The organism is Prodigiosinella confusarubida (assembly GCF_002847015.1).
Taxonomy (GTDB): Bacteria; Pseudomonadota; Gammaproteobacteria; order Enterobacterales; family Enterobacteriaceae; genus Prodigiosinella; species Prodigiosinella aquatilis.
On sequence record NZ_CP025085.1, the window covers coordinates 593,029 to 619,488 of the forward strand.

The window sequence follows — 26,460 nt, forward strand, 5'->3', positions numbered from 1 at the left end:
TTCAGGTCGGGTTTCTCTGGTCATTTCATATAATATTCTCTAAATAATTAAACTTACAAAACTAATAACATTCTATTGCTTTTAAATAGTGCATCTTAATGTTTAAGGTGCACTGCAATTGTACTTTTATCGGAAAGTAATTCTTATATCAATTAAACTGAGATTTAATTTTTTACGCGGAGTTGATAAATAAAGCATGCCGCGACTATGGTTTCTTATTTTGAGAAACCTATTGCCTAAAATCAGTAAGGATATAAATCATCGATTGGCTTCAGTCTTGCAACCCATAGGGTATGGCTTATTCATTGATGGTACGGAGAATAACATGACTGGCTCCCTGGCAAGACAAATAAGGAAATATACTTTATTATCCGCATTACTGATGGGCTTTGCTGCATACAGCTATGCGGGAAAACAGAATGATACTTTAGTTTATGCCTCGGACAGTGAGGTGGATAATGTTAGCCCTTATCATAATAACCTGCGAGAAGGTGTAATTATTTCCCACCTGGTATGGGATACGCTGATTTATCGTGATCCTGAAACCGGTAAATATCTTCCCGAATTGGCTTCATCATGGAAATGGGAATCCCCCGTAACATTGGTCCTGCATTTACGTAAAGGCGTTAAATTCCATAACGGTGATGACTTTACGGCTGACGATGTCGTTTATACATTCAATAATATTGCGGGTGATAATACTGCCTCGGTTATGCCACAGAGTGTTGACTGGATTAAGAACACCGAGAAAATTGATGATTACACGGTAAAACTCCACCTTAAAAAACCCTTCCCGGCGGCACTGGAATATCTGTCTGGTCCAACACCTATCTATCCTGCTAAATATTATCAACGGGTTAAATTATCTGGTTTCAGTAAAGCGCCTGTTGGCACTGGCCCCTATAAAATTACCAAAGTGATACCGGGGCAAGGCATCACGATGGAAAAGAATACCCAGTACTTTAAGGACAGCCCGGTTGGGCAACCCAAAATCGGCAAACTGGTATTTGTGGCAATCAGCGATCCGGAAACCCGGCTGGCTCAACTGATGACCGGACAGGTTGACTGGATCTGGCGGGTGCCTGCCGACCAGATGGCTTCGCTGGCGGCCATGCCTAACATCACAGTGAAGAGCGGCGAAACCATGCGAGTTGGTTTTCTGGCGTTGAATATTCACGCTAACGGACCAGAAGGCAAGCCTTTCAAGGATCTGCGCGTCCGTCAGGCGGTGAACTATGCCATTAACCGCAAGGCTATTGTCGATAATCTGGTGCGCGGCGGCAGTCGGCCCGTTTATTCCGCCTGTTTCTATGCGCAAACCGCGTGTAACACCAGCGATGTCATTAAGTATGAATACAACCCGGAAAAAGCCCGGCAACTACTGGCAGAAGCGGGATATCCCCATGGTTTTGATACGGATATCTGGGCCTATCGTGATCGGGACTACGTCGAGGCGATCATTGGCGATTTACGCAAGGTAGGTATCCGCGCCAGGCTGCATTATGTGAAATATACGGTACTGGCGGCGGATCTGATTTCTGGCAAGGCACCGATGGCGATGCGTACCTGGGGCTCTTTTTCCATCAACGACGCTTCGGCCTTTACCTCGCCATTTTTTGGCGGCAAAGGTGACGATATCTGGAAGGATGCCGAACTGACCAGCATGCTGGAAAAAGCTGATGAAACTATCGATCCGCAGCAGCGCAGCGCCATGTATGCGAAGGCGCTGGGCCGAATTTCCTCCCAGGCTTATCTGGCGCCTCTGTTCTCCTATTCGACAAATTATGCGTATACCGCCGATCTGAACTTTGATAGCTGGCCGGATGAACTACCACGTTTTGTGATGTCCAGCTGGAAGTAAAACGCAACCGGGGATCGGTATCGATTCCCGCAGGTATCTGATGAGAATAAGGAACTGTTCATGATTCTCTATATCTTACATCGGCTTCTGGTTGCGCTGGCGGTGTTGCTTACCGTCGCGGTGGTCAGTTTTTCTCTTTTACACCTTTCTGGCGATTTGGCGGCAGCTATTGCCGGCCCGGACGCATCTTCTGAAGTGGTGGAGCGTATTCGTGTGCAATACGGATTGGATCAACCGTTAACCACGCAGTTTATACACTGGATGTGGGCGGCGTTGCATCTCGATTTCGGACGCTCTTTCTATTTTGAAAATACGGTCATGGAACTGATTGAGCAGAGGATGCCCATCACACTCAAGCTCGGTGTGGTTTCTCTGTTGCTTGCACTGGTGGTGGCGATCCCTCTGGGTGTGCTGGCCGCGGTGTTCCGTGATACCTGGGTCGACAGATGTTCCATTTTCATTTCTGTGATCGGTCAGGCGATGCCGAATTTCTGGTTTGCTCTGATCCTCATCCTGGTGTTTGCCGTTGGGCTGAAATGGCTGCCTGTGGCGGGGAACAGCAGTTGGCGGAATTTTGTCTTACCGGCGGTAGCACTGGGATATTACGCCATGCCATCGCTGATGCGTCTGACGCGCTCTGGCATGTTGGATGTGTTGGGCGCGGATTATATCCGTACGGCGCGGGCAAAAGGGCTGAGTTCATTCAAGGTTATCGTTAAACATGGTTTACGTAATGCCATCATTCCGGTGGTGGCACTGGCGACGGTTGAACTGGGGTTTATGTTGGGGGGATCGGTGGTGATTGAATCTATCTTCGCACTACAAGGGCTGGGGCAACTGGCCTGGGACTCTATTTCCCGTAACGATTTTCCGGTGGTGCAGGCCATTGTGTTGATTATTTCCGTGTTTTATATCGGGCTGACATTTTTGGCGGATGTCCTTAATGCGGCGTTAGATCCGCGTTTACGAACTCAATAAGGAGCTTCCATGAAAACGTCTGCAACGCTGGCGAACACAGCATCGGTCATTACGTCGGGATTGTCTCCTGAACCTACTCTCTGGCGGCGGTGGTTAAGACGTCTGCTTGGGCACCATAGTATGACGCTGGGCCTGATTATTATTGGGACCATTGTACTGGCGGCTGTTTTTGCCCCCTTGATCGCGCAGCACGATCCCTATGCTCAGGATGTCAGTCAGCGTCTGATTCCACCGATATGGCATGAAAAAGGGAGTTGGGAACATGTACTGGGGACGGACAAGCTGGGGCGTGATTACCTGAGTCGCTTGCTGTACGGGGCACGGGTTTCACTCACTATCGGTTTGATTGCTGTTGTTGTCTCCGGGTTTATCGGTGTGACGTTGGGCATTCTCGCTGGGTATTTTGGTGGGGGGGTTGATGCGGTAGTGAGCTATATCCTTACGGTTCGTCTGTCTATGCCGCTAATACTGGTGGCACTGGCTACCGCTTCACTGGTGGGAGGATCGGTAAAAGTCGTGATTCTGCTGCTGGGATTATTGCTGTGGGATCGTTTCCTGATTGTTTCTCGGTCTGTCACCCGACAGTTGCGTGAGGCCGAGTTTATTGCTGCCGCCAAAACGCTGGGGGCGTCTTCGTTGTTCATCATGCTATGCGAAATTCTGCCCAACTTGCTTGGTCCGCTGACGGTGGTGGCCACACTGGAGATTGCTCATGCGATTCTGCTGGAGGCAACGCTTTCATTCCTTGGATTGGGTGTGCAGCCACCGATGCCGTCGTGGGGACTCATGATCGCCGAAGGCAAAGCATATATGTTCTTTCAGCCCTGGGTGATTCTGATTCCTGGGGTTGTACTGGCGGTCCTGGTGCTGGGAATTAATCTGGTGGGCGACGGCCTGCGCGATATCACCGCGCTGGATGGACGTAACTGAGGACATGCTTATGAATAGTGACATTTTGCTGGATGTGAAAAACCTGCGGGTCGATCTGCCAACACCGCGGGGAACGTTGCATGCTGTTCGCGGCCTCGATTTTACGGTAAACCGTGGTGAGATGCTGTGTCTGGTTGGTGAGTCGGGATGCGGGAAATCCATGACCTCGCTGGCGTTAATGGATCTCCTTCCCCGCAAAGCGGCGCGATCCGCCGATTATATCCGTTTTAAGGGAATGGAATTACAGGCGCTGAAAAAACGCGACATCACGGCGCTGCGCGGCGATCAGATGTCGATGATTTTTCAGGAGCCGATGACATCGCTGAATCCCTCTTTTACGCTGGGTAATCAGCTATGCGAAACCCTGCGGGCGCATCGCAAGGTCTCGTTGACGGTGGCCCGGGACAGAGCGGTCTATCTGATGGAGCGGGCTGGCATTCCAATGGCGTCTGCTCGTTTGAATCAGTATCCACATCAACTTTCCGGTGGCTTGCGGCAACGTATCATGATTGCGATGGCGCTGATGTGCGAACCGGATTTGATTATCGCCGATGAGCCGACCACCGCGCTGGATGTGACAATTCAGGCGCAGATTCTGCGTATGTTGCGCGAACTACAGCAGGAGCTTGGCACTGCGGTGATTTTTATCACCCATGATCTGGGTGTGGTGGCGCGGATTGCTGATCGGGTTGCAGTGATGTATGCAGGACAGATTGTTGAAACCGCACCGGTTACGGCGCTGTTTAACCATCCACAGCATCCATACACCAAAGCGCTGCTTGATTGTATTCCGGTGCAGGGCAAAACCGTACCAGGCCAGCCGTTGAAGGCGATACCTGGCGTGGTTCCCAGTCTGGTCGGTGTGCAACAGGGGTGCGCATTCAGTAATCGCTGTTCCCATTGTTGCGAGGCATGTCATCAGGAGACGCCTTATGTTCAGGTGACACCTCATCATGAGGTTCGCTGCGTTCAGGCGTTAACGCCGGCGGAGGTGGCATGAACAGTCAAGCGACCCAACACGTCGGTATGAATCATGATTCGCCACTTTCTACGCTACCAACGCACATTCCGGGCAATGATGATATTGCGCTGGAGTTGTGTGCGCTAACCCGCGTTTTCCGGTTGAATCGCGGCCTGTTTTCTCGGCAGGGAGAAATCCGGGCTGTGGATAATGTTTCTTTGCGGGTTCGTCGTGGAGAAACACTGGGTCTGGTGGGGGAATCAGGGTGTGGAAAAAGCACGTTGGCTAAAATGCTGCTGGGATTGCTTCACCCGACATCTGGCAATGTGCTGATAGAAGGCCGCGAGATTGATGCCGGGAACCGTAAGGAGATGACCTCCCACATACAGCCTATCTTTCAGGACCCTTATTCCTCCCTTAATCCGCGGCGAACCGTTGCGGATATTGTGGAAGTCGCGCTGCGTCTTCATCGTATCGGTACCGCAGATGAAAGAAAAAAACAGGTCAGGGAGATGCTGGATGTGGTGGGGATGCCAGCCCGGACGCACAGTCAGTACCCAGGTCAGCTTTCCGGCGGACAGCGCCAGCGAGTGGCGATCGCCCGGGCGCTAATTATGCGGCCCGACATTTTGATCTGCGATGAACCGACATCCGCGCTGGATGTTTCTGTTCAGGCTCAAATTCTGAATCTGCTTCTGGCGCTTAAACAGGAGTTTGGTCTTACTTACCTGCTTATCAGCCACAATCTGTCGGTGGTGGAACATCTGGTTGATCATGTGGCGGTGATGCAGCGGGGATCCATTATTGAACAGGGAACACGTGAGCAGATTTTTCACTCACCGAAGCACCCTTACACGCGAACGCTGCTGGCTTCTGTGTTGACGCCAGAGCCGGGGCTGGGTATTCCCGATATTGAACCCTATTAACTAAACCAGACACGAATAATGTGACGATAACGATAGCATGCCGAAGGAACCGGCGGAGACAGACAGGTCGCGATTCCATTGGGATGGATGCTTACCTTGATGAATATACCGATAAAAAAGGACCGGTTGACGATGACGCGTGAAGAAACCATACAAGCGACTGTGGATTATTTTGGTTCAGGAAAATTCCGGGACACGCTGGCGCGCAGAGTGGCTTTCCGTACGGAAAGCCAGAATCCCGACGCCGGGCCTATTCTGATGTCCTACCTGACAGATGAGATGATACCGGTGTTGCAGGCAATGTCATTCGAATGTCTGGTTGTGGAAAATCCGATCAGCAAGAGCAGTCCTTTTTTACTCGCGCGGCGAATTGAGCCGCTGGCTGAATTGACGCTGTTGACTTACGGTCATGGTGATGTGGTCCAGGGATATGATGAACAATGGCGTGATGGATTATTTCCCTGGGAAATCGTTCAGAACGGTAACGTCTGGTATGGGCGTGGAACGGCTGATAATAAAGGTCAGCATACTATCAATCTGGCGGCGCTGGAGCAGGTATTGAAAGCACGACGTGGCCAATTGGGTTACAACGTGAAAATTATTCTGGAAATGGGCGAAGAAGTCGGTTCTCCAGGACTGAATGAAATTTGTGAGCAGTATCGTGACTGGCTGAGCGCTGATTTGTTTATTGCTTCGGATGGCCCACGGGTCAGTGCTTCCCAGCCAACGCTGTTTCTGGGATCCCGTGGGGTGTTTAACTTTGACCTGAAACTGAATTTACGTGACGGGGCACACCATTCAGGTAACTGGGGTGGGTTGCTGAGCAATCCGGGGATCCGACTGGCACATGCCATCGCCTGTTTGGTGGATGATCATGGCCGCATTCTGATACCGGGCCTGCGTCCGCCCGTTCTTTCGGACAACTTACGCCGGGTGCTATCAGATATCGAACTGGGCAGCGGGCCGATGGACCCGGCCATTGATTCCCGCTGGGGAGAGCCTGGTTTGACGGCCGCCGAGAAGCTCTATGGCTGGAATACACTGGACATACTGGCATTTGTGACCGGGAATCCTGACAAGCCGGCGCACGCTATTCCGCCACAGGCCAAAGCACATTGCCATATGCGTTATGTGGTGGGGAGTGATGTGGGGAATTTTACGCAACACATTCGTCGACACCTTGATGCCAACGGTTTTGAGGATGTGGAAATCATGAATGATGTCAACTGCTACAAGGCAACCCGGCTGGATCTCTGTGACCCGTGGGTTGAATGGGGCGTGATGTCGATGACGCATTCGGTTGGTACCAAGGTGGCGATATTACCTAATTTTGGCGGCGGACTGCCCAATGCCTGTTTTTCAGAAACATTAGGATTACCGACATTGTGGGTTCCACACTCCTATCCCGCCTGTTCACAGCATGCACCAAACGAACATATTCTGGCTGATACTACGCTTGAGGCGCTCAAAATCATGACGGGCCTGTTCTGGGATCTAACTGAACAGGGTGCTGATATCGTCAGGATGCGTTTACCAATGCAAGCCGCCCGGTTAGGAGAATAATGCTGATCATCTCCGTACTTTTTGTGTCTTCAGGTACGGAGAACCAGAGAAAGCGGATGACGCTATCGTTAAACACCGGCGGAGGCGCTAATGCATAGCAATGAGATTCGTTATTTTATGGCCGTGGCGAGTACCGGTTCGCTGAGTGCCGCCAGCCAGCAGTTGTTTGTCGCTATTTCAGCTATCAGCAGGCAAATCCAGCGGTTGGAAGCTCGCATAGGGGCTCCCTTATTCGAACGGCATGCCCGGGGCATGGTACTCAACGATGCCGGACATATCCTGGAGAATCATGTACGCCGCAGCGTTGCAGACATGGAGCTGGCCATGGCTGAAATTGAGGGACTGAAGTCGTCCCGTCAGACGACCATTCGCGTTGTTTGTACTGACGGAATAGCCTTCAACCTTCTGCCGACAATGATGGCGAAGTTCCGACAACAGTATACCAAGGTCAATTTTGTGCTGACGGTAGGCAACGCCAGACAGGTTCCTGATCTGGTTCGCAATGGGGAGTGTGATGTGGCGTTGAAGTTCAGTCTGGCGCCGGAGCATGGTGTTAAGGTCATCGCTTCATTTTCTGCTCCGTTTATGGCAGTTATGAAGGCGGATCATCCGCTGGCTTCCCGCGATTTTCAAATGGCCGATCTGAATGCTTTCCCGGTCGTACTACCCGATCAGACGGCGACGGTCCGACAACTGTTTGATCTTTCCTGTCGCATGAGTGGTGTTTTCATTGATCCGGTGTTTACCTGCAATCACTTTTCAACCTTATATGCTTTTTTGCTCAATACACCACAGGCTATCGCCATATGCAGCCATTTCTCGGTGTTATATAGCGCCCGGCGTGATGGTTTACAGGTGAAGTCGGTCAATATGGAACCACTGGGTCAACGAACCTTGCAAATCCAGGCTGAGGTCAACAAGCCGGCAACGGGAGTGCTCAACCATTTTTTTGATTTTTTACACCAGGAGCTGGTGAGTCAGGATGCGTTGTTTCGACAGGATTATCACTTTCAACACTGATGGTGCAGCGTTGACATAAATATCGTTTACTGGTGTTGTGAGATTTTGAAGGAAATATGGCGCAATGTTCGCGAAATCTGATGCTGTACTTTCCGCTATCGGGCAGCGATGGGTAGACACCCATTCGCTGCCCGATACGTTTTGTATCCGATAGATTTCAAAAAGATGGCTGGGTATCAGCCATTACGGAAGATATAACTATAAGCGCTCAGGGCGGGGGCTCCTCCCAGATGTGCATAGAGCACTTTCGATCCCTTCGGGAACTCCCCATTACGGATCATATCAATCATGCCCTGCATGGATTTACCTTCATACACCGGGTCGGTCATTACACCTTCCATGCGAGCGCATAAACGTATGGCTTCCAGCGTTCCCTCATTGGGCAGGCCATATTCAGGCCCACCATAGCGGGTATCAAGCACAATATCCTCTTCGGTAATTTCGCGACCCAATTCAACCAGACTCGCCGTATTCTGCGCAATTCTCAGGATTTGCTTTCTGGTCTTTTCTGGTTTTGCCGACGCATCAATTCCAATAACGTTGCGTGAACGACCATCAGCGGCAAACCCAACCACCATCCCAGCCTGGGTACTGCCGGTGACTGAGCACACAACAATGTAGTCAAATTTGAAGCCTAGTGCTTTTTCCTGCTGGCGGACTTCTTCCGCAAAACCCACGAAGCCCAAACCACCGTAAGGATGTTCAGAACATCCAGCCGGAATGGGGAACGGTTTACCCCCATTTTGTGCCGCTTCTTCCATGGCGTTTTTCCAGCTTTCCCGGATGCCAATATCAAAACCGGCGGCGTCCAGACGAACATCGGCGCCCATGATGCGCGATAATTCAATATTACCCACGCGGTCATAAACAGCGTCGGTATAATTAACCCAGTTTTCTTGCACTAATATACATTTCATTCCCAAATGAGCGGCAACCGCCGCGACTTGTCGCGTCTGATTCGATTGAATACCGCCGATAGAAACCAACGTATCACAACCTTGTTCTAATGCTTCAGGAATAAGATATTCCAGTTTGCGCGTTTTATTCCCGCCAAATGCCAGACCACTATTACAATCTTCACGTTTGGCATATATTTCTACATCCCCACCTAAATATTCGCTGAGCCTTTTCATTGAGGTAATAGGGGATGGCCCAAAAGTTAATGGATAACGTGGAAATTTCTCCAGATTCATAATCATGCTCCGGTAAATAATGAATGAAAGTGGTCGCAGGTTGTCAATATTTCACTGGAAAATATCGTCATCCCATGCCGATAATATTACCGGTAATGAATTGAATTTAAATTGCTAAATACCTTTATATTTTTTATTTAAATTGCAGTAAAAAGAAAAAATAATTGAGGTTATTTCAATAAAAACAAAAAAACGAAATAAAATTACACTCTGAGTCATTAGCTATGGCGGCGACCTCCGGACGAGAACCTTCCCTGTATTTTCCGCTTCAGAATGTCAATTGTGTTGTGGAAAGCACCTCTCTGAGCCCGATAAAGGAGCGGATCTGGCGGACACCGGGCAGGAAAAGCAATTGTTCAGCATGAAGGCGATTAAAGCTTTGATTGTCTTTGGTCCTGATCATCAAAATATAATCAAATTCACCCGTAACCACATGACACTCCATGCAACCGCTGATCTTCTGTACGGCGGTTTCAAAATCCTCAAACGAACTGGGTGTTGAACGATCCAGCACGACACCGATCAATACTACCAGACCGGCGTTGAGTGCTTGTGGGTTGAGCAAGGCGACGAAATGCTTTATCAAGCCAATCTGTTTAAGCCGTTCAACGCGTCTTAGACAGGCTGGCGGACTAAGGTTGACCTTTTCTGCCAACGCGACATTTGATATGGAAGAGTCTGCCTGCAACAGTCGGAGAATAGCGGCATCAAAACGATCCAATTCGTAAGATTTCCGCTCTTCTGCCGGAGGTGTAACATTCGGGGATTTGGCTTTCATTATATGGTTTTCTCACTAACGCAGGTGATGGCTCGACACAAGTGTTGTATCGTCATCAGGTCACTCAACAATATTCCAGCCTCTTTCACGCCACTGCTGTGGTAATTCATTCATGTCATCAAACATGGTGACCAGTGGATGGTGAATCGGGGTATTGTGCGGATCGGCGCAGTAGTAAAATACGGGAATACCCGCTGCAATCCCGGCTTGGGTGCCAGCGACAGAATCTTCCACCAGAACGCAACGTTCTATTGCAACGTTCATTTGTTCTGCCGCGTGATAAAGCAGCGCCGGATCGGGTTTCCATTTACCAATGTCGTAACCGCTGTAGAGCTGCGTGCCGAAAAAATCCAGCAGTTGGGTTAGCCCCAGTGAATGTTGCATTTTACTGACCGGACCATTGGAAACCACGGCAGTTGGCACTACCAGTGTTTGCAGTAATTCGCGTACGCCGGGGATGGGTTGCAGGGATTCTTCGAATAACCGGGCCACTTCCTGACGATAGTGACGTTCGAGATCTTTCGGTGAAGCGTCGTGGAGATCATATTGCTGGCTGACGCGGGAGACGATGTCGCTCAGGTTTGTACCTTTAAAGGTTTTAATCATGGTATCCAGCGATAACTGAACACCATACGGTACAAAAATATTCACATAGGCCTGACAGCATAACCCTTCGCTATCTACCAGCGTGCCATCACAATCAAACAAAACACATTCAACCGAGAGCATGAAACATCCTTATTGGTGAGATGAATTATGTCTGACACTTTAACCCAGCAGTAGAATATTGCGATATCTCCATCATACTTTAAGTCGCGGTTGCGTTGAACGGAGTAAATAATTCATATGAATTTCTTATGAATTAAAAAAAATCAGTGAACGGCGTTAACTGGTTCACATTTTGTTATAGGATACCTGATAATTATCTTTTCTTTCTTTAGGTCATTAATAATGGATAAACCTCAATCTGACCTTGCTGTGAGGCAAGGCCTGTTGGAACGTGTGTTTAAATTAAAACAGCACGATACAACGGCACGTACTGAAATTATTGCCGGATTCACCACCTTCCTGACAATGGTCTACATCGTATTTGTTAACCCACAGATCCTCGGAATTGCCGGGATGGATACCAGAGCGGTATTCGTTACCACCTGTCTGATTGCCGCATTTGGTAGTATTTTCATGGGATTGCTGGCTAATCTGCCAGTAGCATTGGCGCCCGCGATGGGGTTGAATGCTTTTTTTGCCTTCGTGGTCGTTAAGGCGATGGGGTTGCCATGGCAGGTAGCGATGGGGGCTGTTTTCTGGGGCGCCATCGGTTTCCTTATCCTGACGATTTTACAGATCCGTTACTGGATGATAGCCAATATTCCTCAGAGTCTGAGGCTGGGTATCGCCAGTGGTATCGGTTTATTTATTGCCATGATGGGGCTGAAGAATGCCGGGATTATTGTACCGAACCCGGAAACACTGGTGAGTGTCGGTCAACTGACGTCTCACAGTGTATTGCTGGGGGCGTTGGGTTTTTTCATCATTGTGGTGTTGGCTTCCCGAAATATTCACGCGGCAGTGCTGATATCCATCGTTGTGACCACGACTATTGGCCTGCTGCTGGGTGATGTGAAGATGGCCGGCGTATTTTCCATGCCGCCGAGCGTGGGTAATGTGGTGGGCCAGGTTGATTTGGCCGGATCGCTGAATTTGGGGTTGTCGGGCGTTATCTTCACATTTATGTTGATTAACCTGTTCGACTCCTCCGGCACATTGATTGGTGTGACAGACAAAGCGGGGCTGGTTGATGCGCGCGGCAAGTTCCCGCGTATGAAGCAAGCTCTGTTTGTAGACAGCATCAGTTCCGTTGTCGGTTCCTTTATCGGTACATCTTCTGTCACTGCCTATATTGAAAGCTCTTCCGGTGTATCTGTGGGGGGGCGTACCGGTCTGACCGCCGTTGTTGTCGGCTTGTTGTTCCTGCTGGTCATGTTCCTTTCACCATTAGCCAGCATGGTGCCTGCTTATGCGGCTGCGGGGGCGTTAATTTATGTCGGTGTGTTAATGACGTCGAGCCTGTCACGAGTGAAGTGGGACGATCTGACTGAAGCGGTACCGGCGTTTATTACTGCGATAATGATGCCATTCAGTTTTTCTATCACCGAAGGTATTGCATTAGGCTTTATCTCTTACTGTGTGATGAAGTTGGCAACGGGCCGCTGGCGCGATATCAGCCCATGCGTGATCGTGGTTGCCATACTGTTCCTGTTAAAAATTATTTTTATCGACGCTCATTAATCATGCGGCCCGCTCCGGGGATATCCCGGAGCGTTTCCTCTCCCTTCATTATTTCACCCAATCGGTCCAAATTTATTAATTCCGTTTTGTCATGCTGGTGAAAAGCCGCGTTTACTACAATGCAAATAGGGAAGTTACTTTTTCCGCCGAGTGGCTGGTCAGCTTCATATAGCGCCGGGATTGACGTTGCTGCTGTATGATTTCACCGGATTTTCTCATGCCACAAGCTGAAGTGTAGTTCCAGAGAACTAGCTGGTTCAGTGTAGGTGTATGTGCACAGGCCCACGCCAGATAATCATCAATATCACTAATGACTTCGACCTCCGGTACATGTTTGGATCGCAGTCGGCCTGAAGCCGGATGAAGTTTTAGCGACTCCGGTTCTCCCTTGTTGAAGCCGGGAATTTTCAAGATCGATTGACGGATGGTGCACAGTTGAGTGGCCGCTTCCAGCGGGTCAAGCTGCGCATCAATCCAGGCTTTTTCTGCGTGGGTCTGTATTTTCTGATTTGACCATATATGGACGATTTCAACATCCATGCCGACTTTACCTTCTTCACTCAGAAGGATAGCGATGGTATTACCAGCATACCCGAAGCTGAAATCGGGAAGATGGGGATCAATAAAACAAGGTCTTCCGTTGGGGGAGACCATCATAGGTGGGAGAACGGGATAGCCAAAGAAATAGAACATCATCTCTGCTAGAAGCGCCCTGCTTTTCAGATATCGTTCTCGGCGTTTCACGGAAAAGCCTTGTGTTGATGAGATGAGATCATCCGATAATCGCTGTAAATCGGGCAAAGCCTCCGTGCTGGTCCACCTGACGAAATGACAGGCCATATTCACTCCATGATGACAAGAAACATAATCGTTTTAGATTGAATCGTTGATATATAAATCACTACAGACTCATATTATCAAACTAAAATATGAACTAAAGAAAAATTGGTGGATAAATCGGCGATAATTATCTTTTCCCGATTTGAATACATCAAAACAGACTTTTAATTGAAACTAATTTTATTTTTTATCGACACGAAATAATCGTCTGGCTTTTTGCCAGCGGTATTCACTAACAGTAGCACTTATAAATAAATGAGTGCACTCGACAAAAGGACAGGCTTTGTGTCCGCAGAAGCCTTCCTGGTTCCGCGGACTGGCTGTTCAGAACAAATGTATTCCCGCGTTATCCTGAGCTGATTATTGCTGCTTTTTGTCGATCTGCTGATGCAGGTTCTGTGAAGTAACCAACTTGAGGGCTGAAGTCGGACACACTGGCACAAGGCGCATTGTCACATTGATGGCACAGCACAGGTGTGCTTACCTTAGCATTTTTAATTATCTTCAGGCGCGGGAAAAAATGCGTTTTGCCCAGTGTCGTTCGCGTTCCACTGACATGAGCTAATGCACACGCGATTTCACACGTTCGGCAACCGATGCATTTCCCTGCGCCTGCAATGACAAAATGATTTACGGCAGGTGCTCTTCTCGTGATGAGTTAAACGTGGAAGCCAGTGATGTCGCTGGTTCTTGTGCCTCGGCTGTGTCTAATCCCATGGTTTTAATCATACCCAAGGCGGCTTTGCGCCCATCAGCAATGGCGGTTACCACCAAATCGGCCCCGCGTACGACATCACCGCCCGCAAAAATCCGGGGATGATTGGTCTGGCAAGGGAATTGTCCCTGTGCGGGAGCGGTGATATATCCCCGTTTGTTCAATTGTATCTGTGCGGCTTCCAGCCAGGGCATGCTGTGAGCCTGAAAACCAAACGCTGTGATGATAGCATCCGTAGGCTGAATAAACTCCGAACCTGCTATTGGGCATGGACGCCGCCGTCCGCTGGCGTCAGGTTCGCCAAGTTCAGTGCGGATCAAACTGATGCCGCAGACCTCACCTTGCTGATTCAGGCAGATTTTCTGTGGCTGGACATTGAACATAAATTCCACCCCTTCCTCGCGGGAGTTTTTCACTTCTTTCTTCGAGCCAGGCATATTGGCTTCATCGCGGCGATAGGCACAGGTAACAGATTCAGCGCCTTGTCGGATAGCGGTGCGCAGGCAATCCATAGCCGTATCACCCCCCCCTAGTACCAGCACGCGTTTTCCCGCCATGGAAATGTAGGGTTCATGCTCCAGTTCCGGCAATCCCATGACCCGTTTAGTGTTGGCAATCAGGAAGGGCAATGCGTCATACACGCCAGGGGCATCTTCATTTTCCAGACCAGCCGTCATCGAGCGATAGGTACCGACGCCCAGAAATACCGTGTCGAATTCCTCCAGTAGCTGCGCCAGGGAAATATCTTTTCCCACTTCAGTGTTAAGGCGGAATTCGATGCCCATTTCACTGAAAATGGCACGGCGCTGTACCAGAACGTCTTTATCCAGTTTGAAAGGAGGGATCCCGAATGTTAGCAGGCCACCAATTTCCGGGTGGCGATCAAACACTACCGCCTGCACTCCGTTACGAATAAGTACATCGGCACACGCCAGCCCAGCAGGGCCGGCACCAACGATCGCCGCACGTTTTCCAGTGGGGATGACATGGGTTAAGTCAGGTCTCCATCCCATCTTCAGCGCTGTGTCGGTGATGTATCGTTCAATATTGCCTACGGTGACGGCGCCATACTCTTTGCCTAGCGTGCAGGCACCTTCACATAACCTATCCTGTGGACAAACACGACCGCATATTTCCGGCAAACTACTGGTGCTATGGGAAAGCTCTGCCGCTTCGAAAATTCGCCCCTCTTTTGCTAACCGCAGCAGGGTGGGAATCTGGTTATGCAATGGGCAAGTCCATTCGCAGATGGAGTGTTTGCCGCAGACAAGGCAGCGTCCGGCCTGATCTTTGGTCTGGTCGGGCGTAAAGCCGTAATAGATTTCTTTGAACGTGGATACCCTTTCGTTCAGCGGTTTTTTTGGGGCGTCAAGGCGTGGCCAGTCTTTTCTTTTCTCCAGTGGATGACAGGTCGTCTGGTTCAGTATTGACGTAGCCCTTTGCCCGTCTGGCGCAGCACGTAGTGCCATGTCCCGTTGTTTCTCGCGACGTCGCGCCTCAAGTGAGCTCTCACTAACCAGATGCAGGGCATTCGTCGGACAGGCTTCCACACAGGCCTGTCCCTCTGGACGGTCAATGCAAAGATCGCACTTATAGGCATGCTCGATTCCCTGGGGCGAGTCTGTCACCATGGACATGGCGCCAAACGGACAGGCCAGTACACAGGTTTTACAGCCAATGCATTTGTCCTGAATGAGCTGGATGCTATCATTTTTTTTCACCAGCGCCTGGGTAGGGCAGACTGCGGCACAAGGGGCATCCTCACAATGACGGCAGGTTACGGCAGAACGGAGTTCTGGCGTGTTAAATACCTTGATGCGTGGCTTAAATGTGTCGGCGTTATTTGGGTAGCGGTTGTTGTTATGTGAAATAACACAGGCAATTTCACAGGCTCTACAGCCAATACAATCCTTCGCATTTGCGATAACAAACCTGTTCATATCGTCTCCTGACATGGATAGCGTTACAAGGAAGCAGAGCGGTGTGACAAGAACACGACTGTTTTCACACCCTATATAATACCCGTCATCTCTCAAGCTGCAGGGACGTTGATGGCGCTCAATAGCTCGGCCCATCATTGGACCTCGCCCTTTTGAGGCTGCTGTAAGCGGTGTTCAAATCCGCCCTCGACAGATTTGGTCATCCGAATCACTTATCAAAGCGAGCTCATCGGGATCCCGTCACTTTCTGTCTTCCTGCGACTCGACATCTCTTAGGTATAGTATGGTGCATATAAGTGTGTACTTACTTCTGTTTTGCGACCTCTCTGCCTGTCATTTCTGATTTTTAGTCTGGTCACCCAGAAGTTATTTCTGGAAGGGGGTGGCACGGATCTCGTCAGGAGAAAATACAACAATCCCTCCATTTATTGATTTTTATCCTAGCGGCTCTGTATGCGAACGATCTTGATATAGGACAGGTAATATGAGGGGAAAATAACCAAAACTGTTCGTGCAATTAACCCAATGAGGCCGTTTCAAGGGCAGAAAAGAGGGATAACCCATCATTCTCGTGGTGCTGTAATTTTTAATGATGAAATAACTGGTTACTTATCTTAACAATAATCATAATAGCCGCGGTTATCAGGCAGTTATGTCTGATAGTGGGGAAACCGTTGTTTCAAAACATAAAACAGCAGCATTTTATTAATGGACTAGTGATGAGTAAAAAAAACCTTCTTTATTCTTTTTTTATATCAGTAACGTTACTGAGCGGATGCGCGACAGAATCTTCACATACCGTTGAAGTGCCGAAGGTGTCGTCTTTCAACACCCCGTATCAGGGAATACGTAGTCCCATTTCCGTGGGCAAATTTGAGAATCGCTCTAACTATATGAATGGCATTTTCTCTGACGGTGTTGACCGTTTGGGGAACCAATCGAAAACCATTCTGGTGAGTCACTTACAGCAAAGTGGTCGTTTTAATGTGCTCGATCGCACCAATATGGATGAGCTGAAAACCGAAGCCGGTATCAAAGGGCAAGCCCAGACCTTGAAAGGTGCAAACTATGTCATCACCGGCGATGTTACCGAGTTTGGCCGTAAAGAAGTGGGCGACCATCAATTATGGGGCATTTTGGGTCGAGGGAAATCACAGATTGCCTATGCAAAAACCACGTTGAACGTTGTTAACGTTCAGACGTCGGAAGTGGTGTACTCCGTACAAGGCGCCGGTGAATATACCTTGTCGAACCGTGAAATCATTGGTTTTGGCGGCACAGCAAGCTATGACTCCACGTTAAACGGTAAAGTTCTGGATTTGGCGATCCGTGAAGCTGTAAACAACCTGGTTGCTGGTATTGAAAGCGGTGCATGGCACCCGGCAAACTAATGGAATAGGAAAACAGGAATGCTATTTAATAAGAAAACAGTTTTGTTATTGACGATATTGGCATTGGCAGGTTGTGCTTCTGCGCCTAAAACAACATATAGCTGGGATAATTATCAGTCTACTCTTTATCAATATTATCAACAAGATAAAGCTAGTCCTGAAGAACAGATCGCGTCGCTTAATAAGTCGCTGGACATTGCTAAAGCCAAGAATAAACCTGTTCCGCCAGGATTACATGCCCAACTGGGGCTGCTGTATGCCAAAACCGGCAATACAGGAAATGCGCGTCAGCAGTTTGAAGCTGAAAAAACGCAGTTTCCAGAATCAGCACCTTTTATGGATTTTCTGTTGAGCAAAAAATAAGGGAAAAAGTAAATGAAGCGTTTTTTAGCATTCGTCAGCCTTGCTGGTGTTTTGGTGCTGACAGGTTGCGCAAAACCTGTTTCTTATGATTACACCGCATTTAAGCAGAGCAAACCAAAGTCTATTCTGGTATTGCCTCCACTCAATCACTCTCCTGATATCAATGCCGGTGCCAGTTTTCTGACGCAAGTAACCTATCCGTTGGCGGAATCTGGCTATTATGTGCTGCCGATTGCGGTCGTTGATGAAACGTTCAAACAGAATGGATTAATGACTGCACAGGATATTCAGGCGGTTAATGTTTCCCGACTTCATCAGATTTTTGGTGCTGATGCAGCATTATATTTGGATATTACCGATTACGGATCTAAATACCAGGTGATTAACAGTGAAACACGGGTGACAGCCAACGCTCGCCTTGTTGACTTAAGAACGGGTAAAGCGTTGTGGAAAGGTGCAGCAACCGCCTCCACCAACGAGGATCAGTCAAATTCCAATAACGGCATTATCGGGTTGCTGGTACAGGCTGCTATTAACCAAATAGCCAATACAATAACCGACAAAGGCCATGATATTGCCGGCATCACTAGTGCCAGGCTGCTGACTGCCGGTGGCCCTGGGCATATTCTTTATGGGCCGCGTTCCCCTTTGTATGGTAAAGATGCCAGGTAAGTTATCGGCATAGTGCTTTTATCTTTATCCAAACCGCGCATGTTTACATGGGCGGTTTTTTTACGCCGTTAATCACTTCACTGTTGTTCCTGAATTTGCTGTCCATCCTTGATGGAGCAATGACAGGTTTGTGGATGGTATTTGTAATTCTTAATACTTTTACTATCATTTAATTAGTATTAATTATTAATGAGTTACCATCTATTGCGGCCATTTTGGTAAATGAATTGAAGTAAATACGTAAAAATTCTTACCTATTTAAACAATTATCCTTGATTGCGTTTTGTTGAATTTTTTATTACAGAGAGATTGTTGCGTATTTGTTGAAAAACAACTTGTTACCCTTTTAAGGCGAAAAGTGATCGCAGATACGGGGGTTCTTAATATTTAACTAAGAAATTAGGGTTATGCTCACACTCCATGACAGTTTGTGTGCAGAATCTTATTGATAAGTCATCACTCTGCCATCAACTGATGTTGTACTTGAGGAGTCATATCTTTATTTATTCTGACTTGCTAACCAGTAATAAACGTGGCTGGTTTCATTATCGCGATAAAACCGTAAAAAGTATTGCCAGCCTTTAATTAAACTCAAGAGTGAATTTCTGAAATGGCCGATTTTTTACCTTTTTCCCGTCCCGCGTTAGGTGAAGAGGAACTCGCCGCAGTTGAACAGGTTCTGCGATCCGGATGGATTACCACTGGCCCTAAAAACCAGGAACTTGAACAACAATTTTGCACTCTGACGGGGGCCAAACATGCAATTGCCGTCAGTTCTGCTACTGGTGGGATGCACGTTACCCTGATGGCGCTAGGTATTTCTGCGGGTGATGAAGTGATTACCCCTTCGCTCACCTGGGTTTCCACCTTAAATATGATTGTCCTTCTCGGTGCTGAGCCAGTGATGGTGGATGTTGACCGGGATACATTAATGGTGACACCTGAAGTTATTGAAGCCGCCATCACGCCACGTACCAAAGCCATTATCCCGGTGCATTATGCCGGTGCGCCGGCGGATATCGATGCTATTCGGGATATCGGGCGTCGTCACGGTATCCCGGTGATTGAGGATGCGGCCCATGCTTGCGGCACTTACTATCGTGGGCAGCATGTTGGTCATGACGGTACCGCGATTTTTTCTTTCCATGCCATCAAGAATATGACCTGTGCCGAAGGCGGCATGGTGGTAACCGATGACGATGAGCTGGCAAGTCGCATTCGCAGTCTCAAATTTCATGGTCTGGCCGTGGACGCCTTTGATCGAATGGTTCAGGGGCGGGCACCGCAGGCGGAAGTGATTTCACCGGGATTCAAATACAACCTGCCGGATATCAATGCCGCCATTGCGTTAGTTCAACTGCATAAGTTGCCGGTACTTAATGCTCGCCGTGAAGCGTTGGCACAGCGTTATTTGCAAAAACTGGCCGCATTGCCATTCCAGCCATTGGCACAACCGACATGGCCGCATCAGCACGCCTGGCATCTGTTTATCATCCGGGTGGATGAAGAACGCTGTGGCATTAGCCGCGATGCATTAATGCAGGAACTGAAAGCGCGCAATATTGGCACGGGTCTGCATTTCCGTGCTGCACATACCCAAAAGTATTATCGCGAACGTTTTCCTGATGTTCATCTTCCCAATACGGACTGGAATTCAGCGCGCATTTGCTCATTGCCACTGTTCCCGGATATGACAGCCTCGGATGTAGACCGCGTGATAGAAGCATTAACAGTATTAGCGGAGAACAAACATGGCAGGAGCTGAAAAAATAAAGAAAGTGTCCGTGGTTATTCCGGTTTTCAATGAACAGGAAAGTCTGCCGGAGCTTATCCGGCGCACCACGGCGGCCTGCGATTTACTGGGCACCGATTATGAAATTTTGCTGGTGGATGATGGTAGCAGTGATGATTCTACCGAATTAATGACTGCCGCGGCGCAGGCTACCGATAGTCATATTGTTGCCGTGGTGCTGAACCGTAACTATGGTCAGCATTCGGCAATTATGGCGGGTTTCAGCCATGTTAGCGGTGACCTGATCATCACGCTGGATGCCGATTTGCAAAATCCACCGGAAGAGATCCCCCGGTTGGTGCAAACGGCCAATGAAGGCTACGACGTGGTGGGGACTATCCGCCAGAACCGTCAGGATAGCATGTTCCGTAAATTGGCGTCCCGGCTGATCAACCAGTTGATTCAGCGCACCACTGGCAAGGCCATGAGTGATTACGGTTGTATGCTGCGCGCCTATCGCCGCCATATTGTTGATGCCATGCTGCATTGCCATGAGCGCAGCACCTTCATTCCGATTCTGGCCAATACTTTTGCCCGCCGAACGACCGAGATCACCGTTCAGCATGCCGAACGGGAATTCGGTGATTCCAAATACAGCTTCATGAAGCTGATTAATCTGATGTATGACCTGGTGACTTGCCTCACTACCACACCACTGCGTTTGCTAAGTCTGGTGGGTAGTGTGATTGCCATTTCCGGCTTTACGCTGGCGTTACTCCTGATTGTACTTCGTATTTTTTTTGGTTCGGTATGGGCTGCCGAGGGCGTGTTCACGCTATTTGCCGTGCTGTTTACATTCATCGGTGCTCAGTTTGTCGCTATGGGCCTGTTGGGGGAATATATCGGCCGCATTTATAACGATGTCCGCGCTCGCCCTCGCTACTTTATTCAACATATTGTCAGTAATGATCGCCAACTTTCTCATCAGGATAATGAAGAATGAATACAGTTGTTTTTGCTTACCATGATATCGGCTGCGTGGGTATTCGCGCGTTAGTGGCAGCGGGTTATACCATCAAGGCTATTTTTACCCATCCCGATAGTCCTGCTGAGAATCACTTTTTCGGTTCTGTTGCTCGCACGGCAGCGGAATTCGGCATTCCCGTTTTTGCGCCAGATGATGTTAATCACCCGTTGTGGGTTGAGCGTGTGGCAGCGATGTCGCCGGATGTTATTTTCTCGTTCTATTATCGTAATCTGCTCAGTGACGATATTTTGCAGTGCGCCCATCAGGGCGCTTTTAACCTGCATGGTTCACTATTGCCGCGTTACCGTGGTCGGGCACCGCTGAACTGGGTACTGGTGAATGGGGAAACGGAAACCGGTGTGACGTTACACCGTATGGTATCCCGGGCTGATGCGGGCAATATTGTTGCCCAGCAACGTATCGCCATCGACGAAAAAGATACGGCGTTGAGCTTGCATGGAAAAGTGCGGGATGCCGCCGGACAATTGCTGGCAGCGGCTTTACCGGGCATCGCTTCCGGCCATTTCAGTGAAACACCACAAAACGAGCATGAAGCGACGACGGTTGGCCGTCGTACGCCGGAAGATGGCCGTATCCGATGGGAACAACCAGCGAAAACTACGTATAACCTGATACGCGCCGTAACTGAGCCGTGGCCGGGCGCATTCAGTTATGTGGGTACCACGAAATTCATTATTTGGCAGGCCGCTGTGCGTGCTGATTTCCCGGCAGCCAATCCGGGGACGGTACTGAGTACGTCTCCGCTGGTGATTGCCTGTGGTAATGATGCGCTGGAAGTGATTACCGGTCAGGGCGATAACGGGATCTACCTACAGGGTTCGCAGTTGGCGGAAAGCCTGGGTCTGGTGACCGGTGCCATCCTCAATAATGCGCCCGTGATTAGTATGAAACGCCGTACCCGGGTGTTGATTCTGGGGGTTAATGGTTTTATCGGTAACCACCTTACCGAGCGGCTGTTGCAGGAAGATGGGTACGAAATCTTTGGGTTGGACATCAGCTCTGATGCGATCGCCCGCTTCCTGGATAATCCCCGTTTCCATTTTGTGGAAGGCGACATCAGCATTCATTCCGAGTGGATTGAATACCACATTAAAAAATGCGACGTCGTGCTGCCGCTGGTGGCGATTGCCACGCCTATCGAGTACACCCGCAACCCGCTGCGCGTCTTTGAGCTGGATTTTGAAGAAAACCTGAAAATCATCCGCGACTGCGTGAAATATAAAAAACGCATTATTTTCCCGTCCACGTCTGAAGTCTATGGCATGTGTACCGATCCGATGTTTGATGAAGATAATTCCAACCTGATTGTCGGGCCTATCAATAAACAGCGTTGGATTTATTCGGTATCTAAACAGTTGCTGGACCGTGTTATCTGGGCTTATGGCGAAAAAGAAGCGCTGCGCTTTACGTTGTTCCGTCCGTTCAACTGGATGGGGCCGCGGCTGGATAATCTGAATGCGGCGCGTATCGGAAGTTCTCGTGCCATCACGCAGTTGATCCTGAATCTGGTGGAAGGTTCTCCCATCAAGTTGGTTGATGGCGGGAAACAGAAACGCTGCTTCACCGATATCAAAGATGGTGTGGAAGCGCTGTTCCGTATCATTGAAAACCGGGATGGGGTTTGTGATGGGCAGATCATCAATATTGGCAACCCGGACAATGAAGCCAGCATCCGTCAATTGGCGGAAATGTTGCTTAAGTGCTTTGAAGCGCATCCGCTGCGTAATCAGTTCCCGCCGTTTGCCGGTTTCCGTGAAGTGGAAAGCAGCAGCTATTACGGTAAAGGCTATCAGGATGTGGAGCATCGTAAGCCCTCCATCCGTAACGCAAAACGCCTGTTGCAGTGGGAGCCTACCATCGACATGGAACTGACGGTGGCGGATACGCTGGATTTCTTCCTCAACACGGTTGAGCAGGCGGGAACGGCTGAATGAGAAAAGTGGGGTTAAGGATTGACGTTGATACCTGGCGTGGGACGCGGGTGGGGGTTCCTCGCCTGCTGACGTCACTGGAGACTCATGGTGTCAGGGCCAGCTTTTTCTTCAGTTTGGGCCCCGATAACATGGGCCGCCATTTATGGCGGCTGATTCGACCGGTATTTTTGTGGAAAATGCTGCGTTCAAACGCCGCATCGCTGTACGGCTGGGATATTCTCTTGGCCGGCACGGCCTGGCCCGGCCGAGTGATTAGCCGTGGCCTGGCCGGACAAATCAGCGCTGCCACGCAACGTCATGAGGTTGGGTTACACGCCTGGGATCATTTCGCCTGGCAAACCTGGGCCGGTGTGTGGAATCGGGCCAAAATGAAACAGCAAACTCAACTGGCGTATGACGCGCTGTCCGAGATTACCCACCAACCCGTGATGTGTTCGGCGGTGGCGGGCTGGCGAGCCGATCAGAACGTGGTCGAAGCCAAACAGGCGTTCCCATTTCATTACAACAGTGATTGTCGTGGCACCGCGCCGTTTCGGCCGCTGCTGGATGATGGTTCTACCGGTACCGTACAGATTCCGGTTACGCTGCCGACCTGGGATGAAGCCATCGGCCGGGAAACCAATGCTGATGATTTTAACCGCTACATTCTTGATCGGATCAAGCAGGATGAAGGCACACCGGTCTATACCATTCACGCTGAGGTGGAAGGTATTTTGATGAACGGAAAGTTTGACGAGTTGTTGACGATGGCTACACAAGAAGGCATTCAGTTCTGCCCGTTAAGTGAGTTATTGCCCGCCGACCTTGCTACGTTGCCGTTGGGCCGCATTGTCCGTGGTACGCTTGCGGGACGTGACGGATGGTTGGGATGCCAGCAGTCAGTGGGAGACGCATACTGATGAAACAGGCTGGACAGGCCATCATGTGGCTGGGATTGTTGGCGCTCTATTACCTGATTCCGCTTAATGGCCGTTTTCTATGGCAACCGGATGAAACCCGCTATGCAGAGATCAGTCGTGAAATGCTGGCTAGCGGAAATTGGGTGGTGCCCCATTTTCTTGGCCTGCGCTATTTCGAAAAACCCGTGGCGGGTTACTGGATTAATAATCTGAGTCAGTGGTTGTTTGGCGACAGCAATTTTGCGGTACGTTTTGGTTCGGTGTTTTCCATCCTGCTAACCGCCGGGCTGGTGTATTGGCTGACGCTACGCCTGTGGCAGCAACGTAGAACCGCTTTTCTGGCGGTGATAATTTATCTGAGTAGTTTGCTGGTTTACGGCATTGGCACTTACGCTGTGCTGGACCCGATGATTGCCCTGTGGCTGACCGCTGGCATGTGCAGCTTCTGGCTGGCAGCGCAGGCGACAACCCGCAGCGGCAAGATAAACGGTTATCTGCTGCTGGGCGTGGTATGCGGCATGGGGTTTATGACCAAAGGGTTTCTGGCGCTGGCGGTGCCGGTAATCGCGGTGTTGCCGTGGGTGACTCAGCAACGGCGCTGGAAAGAGGTGCTGCTGTTCGGACCGTTGGCGATCATCAGTGCACTGGTCATTTCCTTGCCCTGGGTGCTGGCGATAGCTAAACACGAGCCGGATTACTGGCACTATTTCTTCTGGGTGGAGCATATTCAACGTTTTGCCGAGAAAAATGCCCAGCATAAGGCACCTTTTTGGTATTACCTGCCGATCTTGTTTGCCGGTACACTGCCGTGGATGGCGTTATTGCCTTCGTCACTGCTGAATGGCTGGCGTTCGCGACGACAGGACAGTGGCGCTTTTTATTTGTTGGGTTGGGTTGTGATGCCATTGCTGTTTTTCAGCATCGCCAAGGGTAAATTGCCCACTTATATCCTGCCTTGTTTTGCGCCGTTGGCCATGTTGATGGCACGACGGGTTACTACTCTGGTGCAACATCGGATACTGACCGTGAATGGCTGGATTAACCTGCTATTTGGTGTCGTCTGCGCGCTGGTGGTAGTGCTGGTTTTATCCCCATGGGGATTCTCACATCGTCCGCTTTATCAGCATGATGAGCTGATGAAGGTGGTGTTGGCGGCTGGCGCATTCCTGTTTTGGGGCGTGGTCGGTGCACTGACGTTGCGTCGATCTGCGCAGCGCTGGTATTGGGCGGTGTTGTGTCCGTTGGGTGTGGCATTGACAGTCGGTATGGTTATTCCACAGCGGGTGTCTGAAACCAAAAATCCGCAGATTTTTGTGCAGGAGGTTCAGCCTCAGCTGGCCCAGAGCCGCTATATTCTGTCGGACAGTACCGGTATAGCATCGGCGATTGCCTGGGAAACCAAACGTAGCGATATCACCATGTTTAATAATCAGGGTGAGCTGGAGTACGGGTTGTCTTATCCTGACGCAAAATCCCGTTTTGTGGATCAAAGCCATTTTGCGGATTGGCTGGCGACACATCGTCGTGACGGTAATGTGGCGTTGATACTGAAGTTTTCCTCAGCGAATGATCCGGTTTCGGGTGTGCCGAAAGCCGATTTCACGTACCGTCAAGGGCGGATGGTATTGCTATGGTATCGTCAGCAGTGATCGACTATGTACTGATTGTGGTGGTGAGCCTGCTGAGTTGCGCCGGTCAGCTTAGCCAGAAGCAGGCTGCCTGTGGGCAACACACGGGTTCCCATCATCGCCATATTTTGCTGTGGATGGGGATCAGTATCCTGTTGCTGGGGCTGGCGATGCTGCTGTGGTTGGTGGTATTGCAACGGGTACCGGTTGGCATTGCTTATCCCATGTTGAGTTTGAACTTCATTCTGGTTGCTCTGGCGGCTCATGTCCTGTGGCGTGAAGCCATTAGTTGGCGTCAAATAGTGGGAATTGTATTCATTGTCGCCGGGATAGTCCTGATGGGAGGCAACGCATGAAAGGCTATAGCTGGGCGATGCTGAGTGTGTTGTTGGTAAGTACAGCGCAATTGCTGATGAAATGGGGTATGTCGCAACTGCCGCCGATGACAGAACCGCTGCTGTTTGTCATGTCGCTTTGGAGGGCATTGCCTGCCGTCTCCGTGGTGTTCGTTGGTCTGGTTGCTTATGCGCTTTCTATGTTGTGCTGGTTTAATGCGTTGCGTTTTTTACCGCTCAGCCGGGTTTATCCGTTATTAAGCCTGAGTTATGTTCTGGTGTGGCTATTGGCGGTGATCCTGCCGGTTTTCTCCGACCGGTTCAGCCCCGGTAAACTGGCAGCCATTGGATTGATTCTGGTGGGCGTCTGGCTGGTGTGCGGAAAACCGGATAACCAGGACCATCATGCAGGTTAAGCCGGTTGGCCTAACCTGTGTATTATCGGTTACCGTTGCTGGGTCGGA

23 protein-coding genes and 1 pseudogene are annotated in these 26,460 nt (G+C 49.8%); 18 read left to right on the forward strand and 6 right to left on the reverse strand.

Features of this window, described 5'->3' with window-relative positions:
- Positions 1 to 325: 325 nt before the first annotated feature.
- The 7 genes from CWC46_RS02730 to CWC46_RS02760 all read left to right on the forward strand — a co-directional run bounded on the left by CWC46_RS02730 (position 326) and on the right by CWC46_RS02760 (position 8,239).
- Positions 326 to 1,861 (forward strand): ABC transporter substrate-binding protein, encoded by a 1,536-nt coding sequence (locus CWC46_RS02730; protein ID WP_021013729.1) that lies wholly within the window; start codon positions 326 to 328, stop codon positions 1,859 to 1,861.
- A 60-nt stretch (positions 1,862 to 1,921) separates the two neighbouring features.
- Complete coding sequence (locus tag CWC46_RS02735; RefSeq protein ID WP_021013728.1) at positions 1,922 to 2,839, forward strand: ABC transporter permease; 918 nt, start codon at positions 1,922 to 1,924, stop codon at positions 2,837 to 2,839.
- Positions 2,840 to 2,848: 9 nt separating this feature from the next.
- Positions 2,849 to 3,769: an ABC transporter permease gene (locus CWC46_RS02740; protein ID WP_021013727.1), complete on the forward strand. Its 921-nt coding sequence runs from the start codon at positions 2,849 to 2,851 to the stop codon at positions 3,767 to 3,769.
- Positions 3,770 to 3,779: 10 nt separating this feature from the next.
- Entirely contained in the window at positions 3,780 to 4,769 is a 990-nt protein-coding gene (locus tag CWC46_RS02745) for an ABC transporter ATP-binding protein (protein WP_021013726.1), read from the forward strand.
- Positions 4,770 to 4,795: 26 nt separating this feature from the next.
- The gene (locus CWC46_RS02750; protein WP_037380975.1) at positions 4,796 to 5,656 is read left to right on the forward strand and encodes an ATP-binding cassette domain-containing protein; all 861 of its coding nucleotides are present in this window, start codon (positions 4,796 to 4,798) and stop codon (positions 5,654 to 5,656) included.
- Positions 5,657 to 5,788: 132 nt separating this feature from the next.
- Positions 5,789 to 7,219 carry a M20 family metallopeptidase gene (locus tag CWC46_RS02755; protein ID WP_021013724.1) on the forward strand — a complete coding sequence of 477 codons (1,431 nt, stop codon included), beginning with the start codon at positions 5,789 to 5,791 and terminating at the stop codon, positions 7,217 to 7,219.
- 90 nt (positions 7,220 to 7,309) lie between these two features.
- On the forward strand, positions 7,310 to 8,239 hold the full coding sequence (locus tag CWC46_RS02760; protein WP_021013723.1) for a LysR family transcriptional regulator: 930 nt from the start codon (positions 7,310 to 7,312) through the stop codon (positions 8,237 to 8,239).
- A 176-nt stretch (positions 8,240 to 8,415) separates the two neighbouring features.
- Here the strand turns inward: CWC46_RS02760 and CWC46_RS02765 are convergent, their stop codons facing one another.
- The 3 genes from CWC46_RS02765 to yieH form a co-directional block, all read right to left on the reverse strand.
- Positions 8,416 to 9,432, reverse strand: coding sequence for a 1-aminocyclopropane-1-carboxylate deaminase (locus tag CWC46_RS02765; RefSeq protein WP_021013722.1), 1,017 nt, complete (start codon positions 9,430 to 9,432; stop codon positions 8,416 to 8,418).
- Between the two features lie 268 nt (positions 9,433 to 9,700).
- Positions 9,701 to 10,210 carry an Lrp/AsnC family transcriptional regulator gene (locus tag CWC46_RS02770; RefSeq protein ID WP_021013721.1) on the reverse strand — a complete coding sequence of 170 codons (510 nt, stop codon included), beginning with the start codon at positions 10,208 to 10,210 and terminating at the stop codon, positions 9,701 to 9,703.
- A gap of 60 nt (positions 10,211 to 10,270) precedes the next feature.
- Positions 10,271 to 10,939, reverse strand: coding sequence for a 6-phosphogluconate phosphatase (gene yieH, locus CWC46_RS02775; protein WP_021013720.1), 669 nt, complete (start codon positions 10,937 to 10,939; stop codon positions 10,271 to 10,273).
- Positions 10,940 to 11,161: 222 nt separating this feature from the next.
- Between yieH and CWC46_RS02780 the strand changes: the two genes are divergently transcribed.
- On the forward strand, positions 11,162 to 12,499 hold the full coding sequence (locus CWC46_RS02780) for an NCS2 family permease (protein ID WP_021013719.1): 1,338 nt from the start codon (positions 11,162 to 11,164) through the stop codon (positions 12,497 to 12,499).
- Between the two features lie 114 nt (positions 12,500 to 12,613).
- Here CWC46_RS02780 and CWC46_RS02785 read toward each other — a convergent pair whose 3' ends face one another.
- The 3 genes and pseudogenes from CWC46_RS02785 to aegA all read right to left on the reverse strand — a co-directional run bounded on the left by CWC46_RS02785 (position 12,614) and on the right by aegA (position 15,994).
- Entirely contained in the window at positions 12,614 to 13,339 is a 726-nt protein-coding gene (locus CWC46_RS02785) for a 4'-phosphopantetheinyl transferase family protein (protein WP_021013718.1), read from the reverse strand.
- A gap of 430 nt (positions 13,340 to 13,769) precedes the next feature.
- A pseudogene (locus tag CWC46_RS23165) lies at positions 13,770 to 13,994 on the reverse strand (4Fe-4S dicluster domain-containing protein); the annotation flags it as partial.
- Positions 13,970 to 15,994 carry a formate-dependent uric acid utilization protein AegA gene (gene aegA / locus CWC46_RS02795; RefSeq protein WP_037380437.1) on the reverse strand — a complete coding sequence of 675 codons (2,025 nt, stop codon included), beginning with the start codon at positions 15,992 to 15,994 and terminating at the stop codon, positions 13,970 to 13,972. The pseudogene CWC46_RS23165 and the gene aegA, both read right to left, overlap by 25 nt.
- 719 nt (positions 15,995 to 16,713) lie before the next feature.
- Between aegA and CWC46_RS02800 the strand changes: the two genes are divergently transcribed.
- From CWC46_RS02800 to arnF, 10 genes are all read left to right on the forward strand, one after another.
- Complete coding sequence (locus CWC46_RS02800; RefSeq protein WP_021013716.1) at positions 16,714 to 17,385, forward strand: CsgG/HfaB family protein; 672 nt, start codon at positions 16,714 to 16,716, stop codon at positions 17,383 to 17,385.
- 18 nt (positions 17,386 to 17,403) lie between these two features.
- The gene (locus CWC46_RS02805) at positions 17,404 to 17,748 is read left to right on the forward strand and encodes a DUF4810 domain-containing protein (RefSeq protein WP_021013715.1); all 345 of its coding nucleotides are present in this window, start codon (positions 17,404 to 17,406) and stop codon (positions 17,746 to 17,748) included.
- 12 nt (positions 17,749 to 17,760) lie between these two features.
- Positions 17,761 to 18,420 (forward strand): DUF799 domain-containing protein, encoded by a 660-nt coding sequence (locus CWC46_RS02810; RefSeq protein ID WP_021013714.1) that lies wholly within the window; start codon positions 17,761 to 17,763, stop codon positions 18,418 to 18,420.
- Between the two features lie 610 nt (positions 18,421 to 19,030).
- Positions 19,031 to 20,185: a UDP-4-amino-4-deoxy-L-arabinose aminotransferase gene (gene arnB / locus CWC46_RS02815; protein WP_021013713.1), complete on the forward strand. Its 1,155-nt coding sequence runs from the start codon at positions 19,031 to 19,033 to the stop codon at positions 20,183 to 20,185.
- The gene (arnC, locus tag CWC46_RS02820) at positions 20,172 to 21,155 is read left to right on the forward strand and encodes an undecaprenyl-phosphate 4-deoxy-4-formamido-L-arabinose transferase (RefSeq protein WP_021013712.1); all 984 of its coding nucleotides are present in this window, start codon (positions 20,172 to 20,174) and stop codon (positions 21,153 to 21,155) included. Before arnB ends, arnC begins: the two co-directional genes overlap by 14 nt.
- Positions 21,152 to 23,134 carry a bifunctional UDP-4-amino-4-deoxy-L-arabinose formyltransferase/UDP-glucuronic acid oxidase ArnA gene (gene arnA, locus CWC46_RS02825; RefSeq protein ID WP_021013711.1) on the forward strand — a complete coding sequence of 661 codons (1,983 nt, stop codon included), beginning with the start codon at positions 21,152 to 21,154 and terminating at the stop codon, positions 23,132 to 23,134. Before arnC ends, arnA begins: the two co-directional genes overlap by 4 nt.
- Positions 23,131 to 24,033 carry a 4-deoxy-4-formamido-L-arabinose-phosphoundecaprenol deformylase gene (gene arnD / locus CWC46_RS02830; RefSeq protein WP_021013710.1) on the forward strand — a complete coding sequence of 301 codons (903 nt, stop codon included), beginning with the start codon at positions 23,131 to 23,133 and terminating at the stop codon, positions 24,031 to 24,033. Before arnA ends, arnD begins: the two co-directional genes overlap by 4 nt.
- Entirely contained in the window at positions 24,033 to 25,682 is a 1,650-nt protein-coding gene (arnT, locus tag CWC46_RS02835; protein ID WP_021013709.1) for a lipid IV(A) 4-amino-4-deoxy-L-arabinosyltransferase, read from the forward strand. The genes arnD and arnT overlap by 1 nt, the downstream gene beginning before the upstream one ends.
- The gene (gene arnE, locus CWC46_RS02840; protein ID WP_021013708.1) at positions 25,664 to 26,017 is read left to right on the forward strand and encodes a 4-amino-4-deoxy-L-arabinose-phosphoundecaprenol flippase subunit ArnE; all 354 of its coding nucleotides are present in this window, start codon (positions 25,664 to 25,666) and stop codon (positions 26,015 to 26,017) included. The genes arnT and arnE overlap by 19 nt, the downstream gene beginning before the upstream one ends.
- On the forward strand, positions 26,014 to 26,412 hold the full coding sequence (gene arnF / locus CWC46_RS02845) for a 4-amino-4-deoxy-L-arabinose-phosphoundecaprenol flippase subunit ArnF (RefSeq protein ID WP_021013707.1): 399 nt from the start codon (positions 26,014 to 26,016) through the stop codon (positions 26,410 to 26,412). The genes arnE and arnF overlap by 4 nt, the downstream gene beginning before the upstream one ends.
- Positions 26,413 to 26,460: the final 48 nt, after the last annotated feature.

Coding starts and splice junctions, on each gene's coding strand:
- CWC46_RS02730 (WP_021013729.1), top strand. CDS start 326: ATGACTGGCTCCCTGGCAAGACAAATAAGGAAATATACTTTATTATCC.
- CWC46_RS02735 (WP_021013728.1), top strand. CDS start 1,922: ATGATTCTCTATATCTTACATCGGCTTCTGGTTGCGCTGGCGGTGTTG.
- CWC46_RS02740 (WP_021013727.1), top strand. CDS start 2,849: ATGAAAACGTCTGCAACGCTGGCGAACACAGCATCGGTCATTACGTCG.
- CWC46_RS02745 (WP_021013726.1), top strand. CDS start 3,780: ATGAATAGTGACATTTTGCTGGATGTGAAAAACCTGCGGGTCGATCTG.
- CWC46_RS02750 (WP_037380975.1), top strand. CDS start 4,796: ATGAATCATGATTCGCCACTTTCTACGCTACCAACGCACATTCCGGGC.
- CWC46_RS02755 (WP_021013724.1), top strand. CDS start 5,789: ATGACGCGTGAAGAAACCATACAAGCGACTGTGGATTATTTTGGTTCA.
- CWC46_RS02760 (WP_021013723.1), top strand. CDS start 7,310: ATGCATAGCAATGAGATTCGTTATTTTATGGCCGTGGCGAGTACCGGT.
- CWC46_RS02765 (WP_021013722.1), bottom strand. CDS start 9,432: ATGAATCTGGAGAAATTTCCACGTTATCCATTAACTTTTGGGCCATCC.
- CWC46_RS02770 (WP_021013721.1), bottom strand. CDS start 10,210: ATGAAAGCCAAATCCCCGAATGTTACACCTCCGGCAGAAGAGCGGAAA.
- yieH (WP_021013720.1), bottom strand. CDS start 10,939: ATGCTCTCGGTTGAATGTGTTTTGTTTGATTGTGATGGCACGCTGGTA.
- CWC46_RS02780 (WP_021013719.1), top strand. CDS start 11,162: ATGGATAAACCTCAATCTGACCTTGCTGTGAGGCAAGGCCTGTTGGAA.
- CWC46_RS02785 (WP_021013718.1), bottom strand. CDS start 13,339: ATGGCCTGTCATTTCGTCAGGTGGACCAGCACGGAGGCTTTGCCCGAT.
- aegA (WP_037380437.1), bottom strand. CDS start 15,994: ATGAACAGGTTTGTTATCGCAAATGCGAAGGATTGTATTGGCTGTAGA.
- CWC46_RS02800 (WP_021013716.1), top strand. CDS start 16,714: ATGAGTAAAAAAAACCTTCTTTATTCTTTTTTTATATCAGTAACGTTA.
- CWC46_RS02805 (WP_021013715.1), top strand. CDS start 17,404: ATGCTATTTAATAAGAAAACAGTTTTGTTATTGACGATATTGGCATTG.
- CWC46_RS02810 (WP_021013714.1), top strand. CDS start 17,761: ATGAAGCGTTTTTTAGCATTCGTCAGCCTTGCTGGTGTTTTGGTGCTG.
- arnB (WP_021013713.1), top strand. CDS start 19,031: ATGGCCGATTTTTTACCTTTTTCCCGTCCCGCGTTAGGTGAAGAGGAA.
- arnC (WP_021013712.1), top strand. CDS start 20,172: ATGGCAGGAGCTGAAAAAATAAAGAAAGTGTCCGTGGTTATTCCGGTT.
- arnA (WP_021013711.1), top strand. CDS start 21,152: ATGAATACAGTTGTTTTTGCTTACCATGATATCGGCTGCGTGGGTATT.
- arnD (WP_021013710.1), top strand. CDS start 23,131: ATGAGAAAAGTGGGGTTAAGGATTGACGTTGATACCTGGCGTGGGACG.
- arnT (WP_021013709.1), top strand. CDS start 24,033: ATGAAACAGGCTGGACAGGCCATCATGTGGCTGGGATTGTTGGCGCTC.
- arnE (WP_021013708.1), top strand. CDS start 25,664: ATGGTATCGTCAGCAGTGATCGACTATGTACTGATTGTGGTGGTGAGC.
- arnF (WP_021013707.1), top strand. CDS start 26,014: ATGAAAGGCTATAGCTGGGCGATGCTGAGTGTGTTGTTGGTAAGTACA.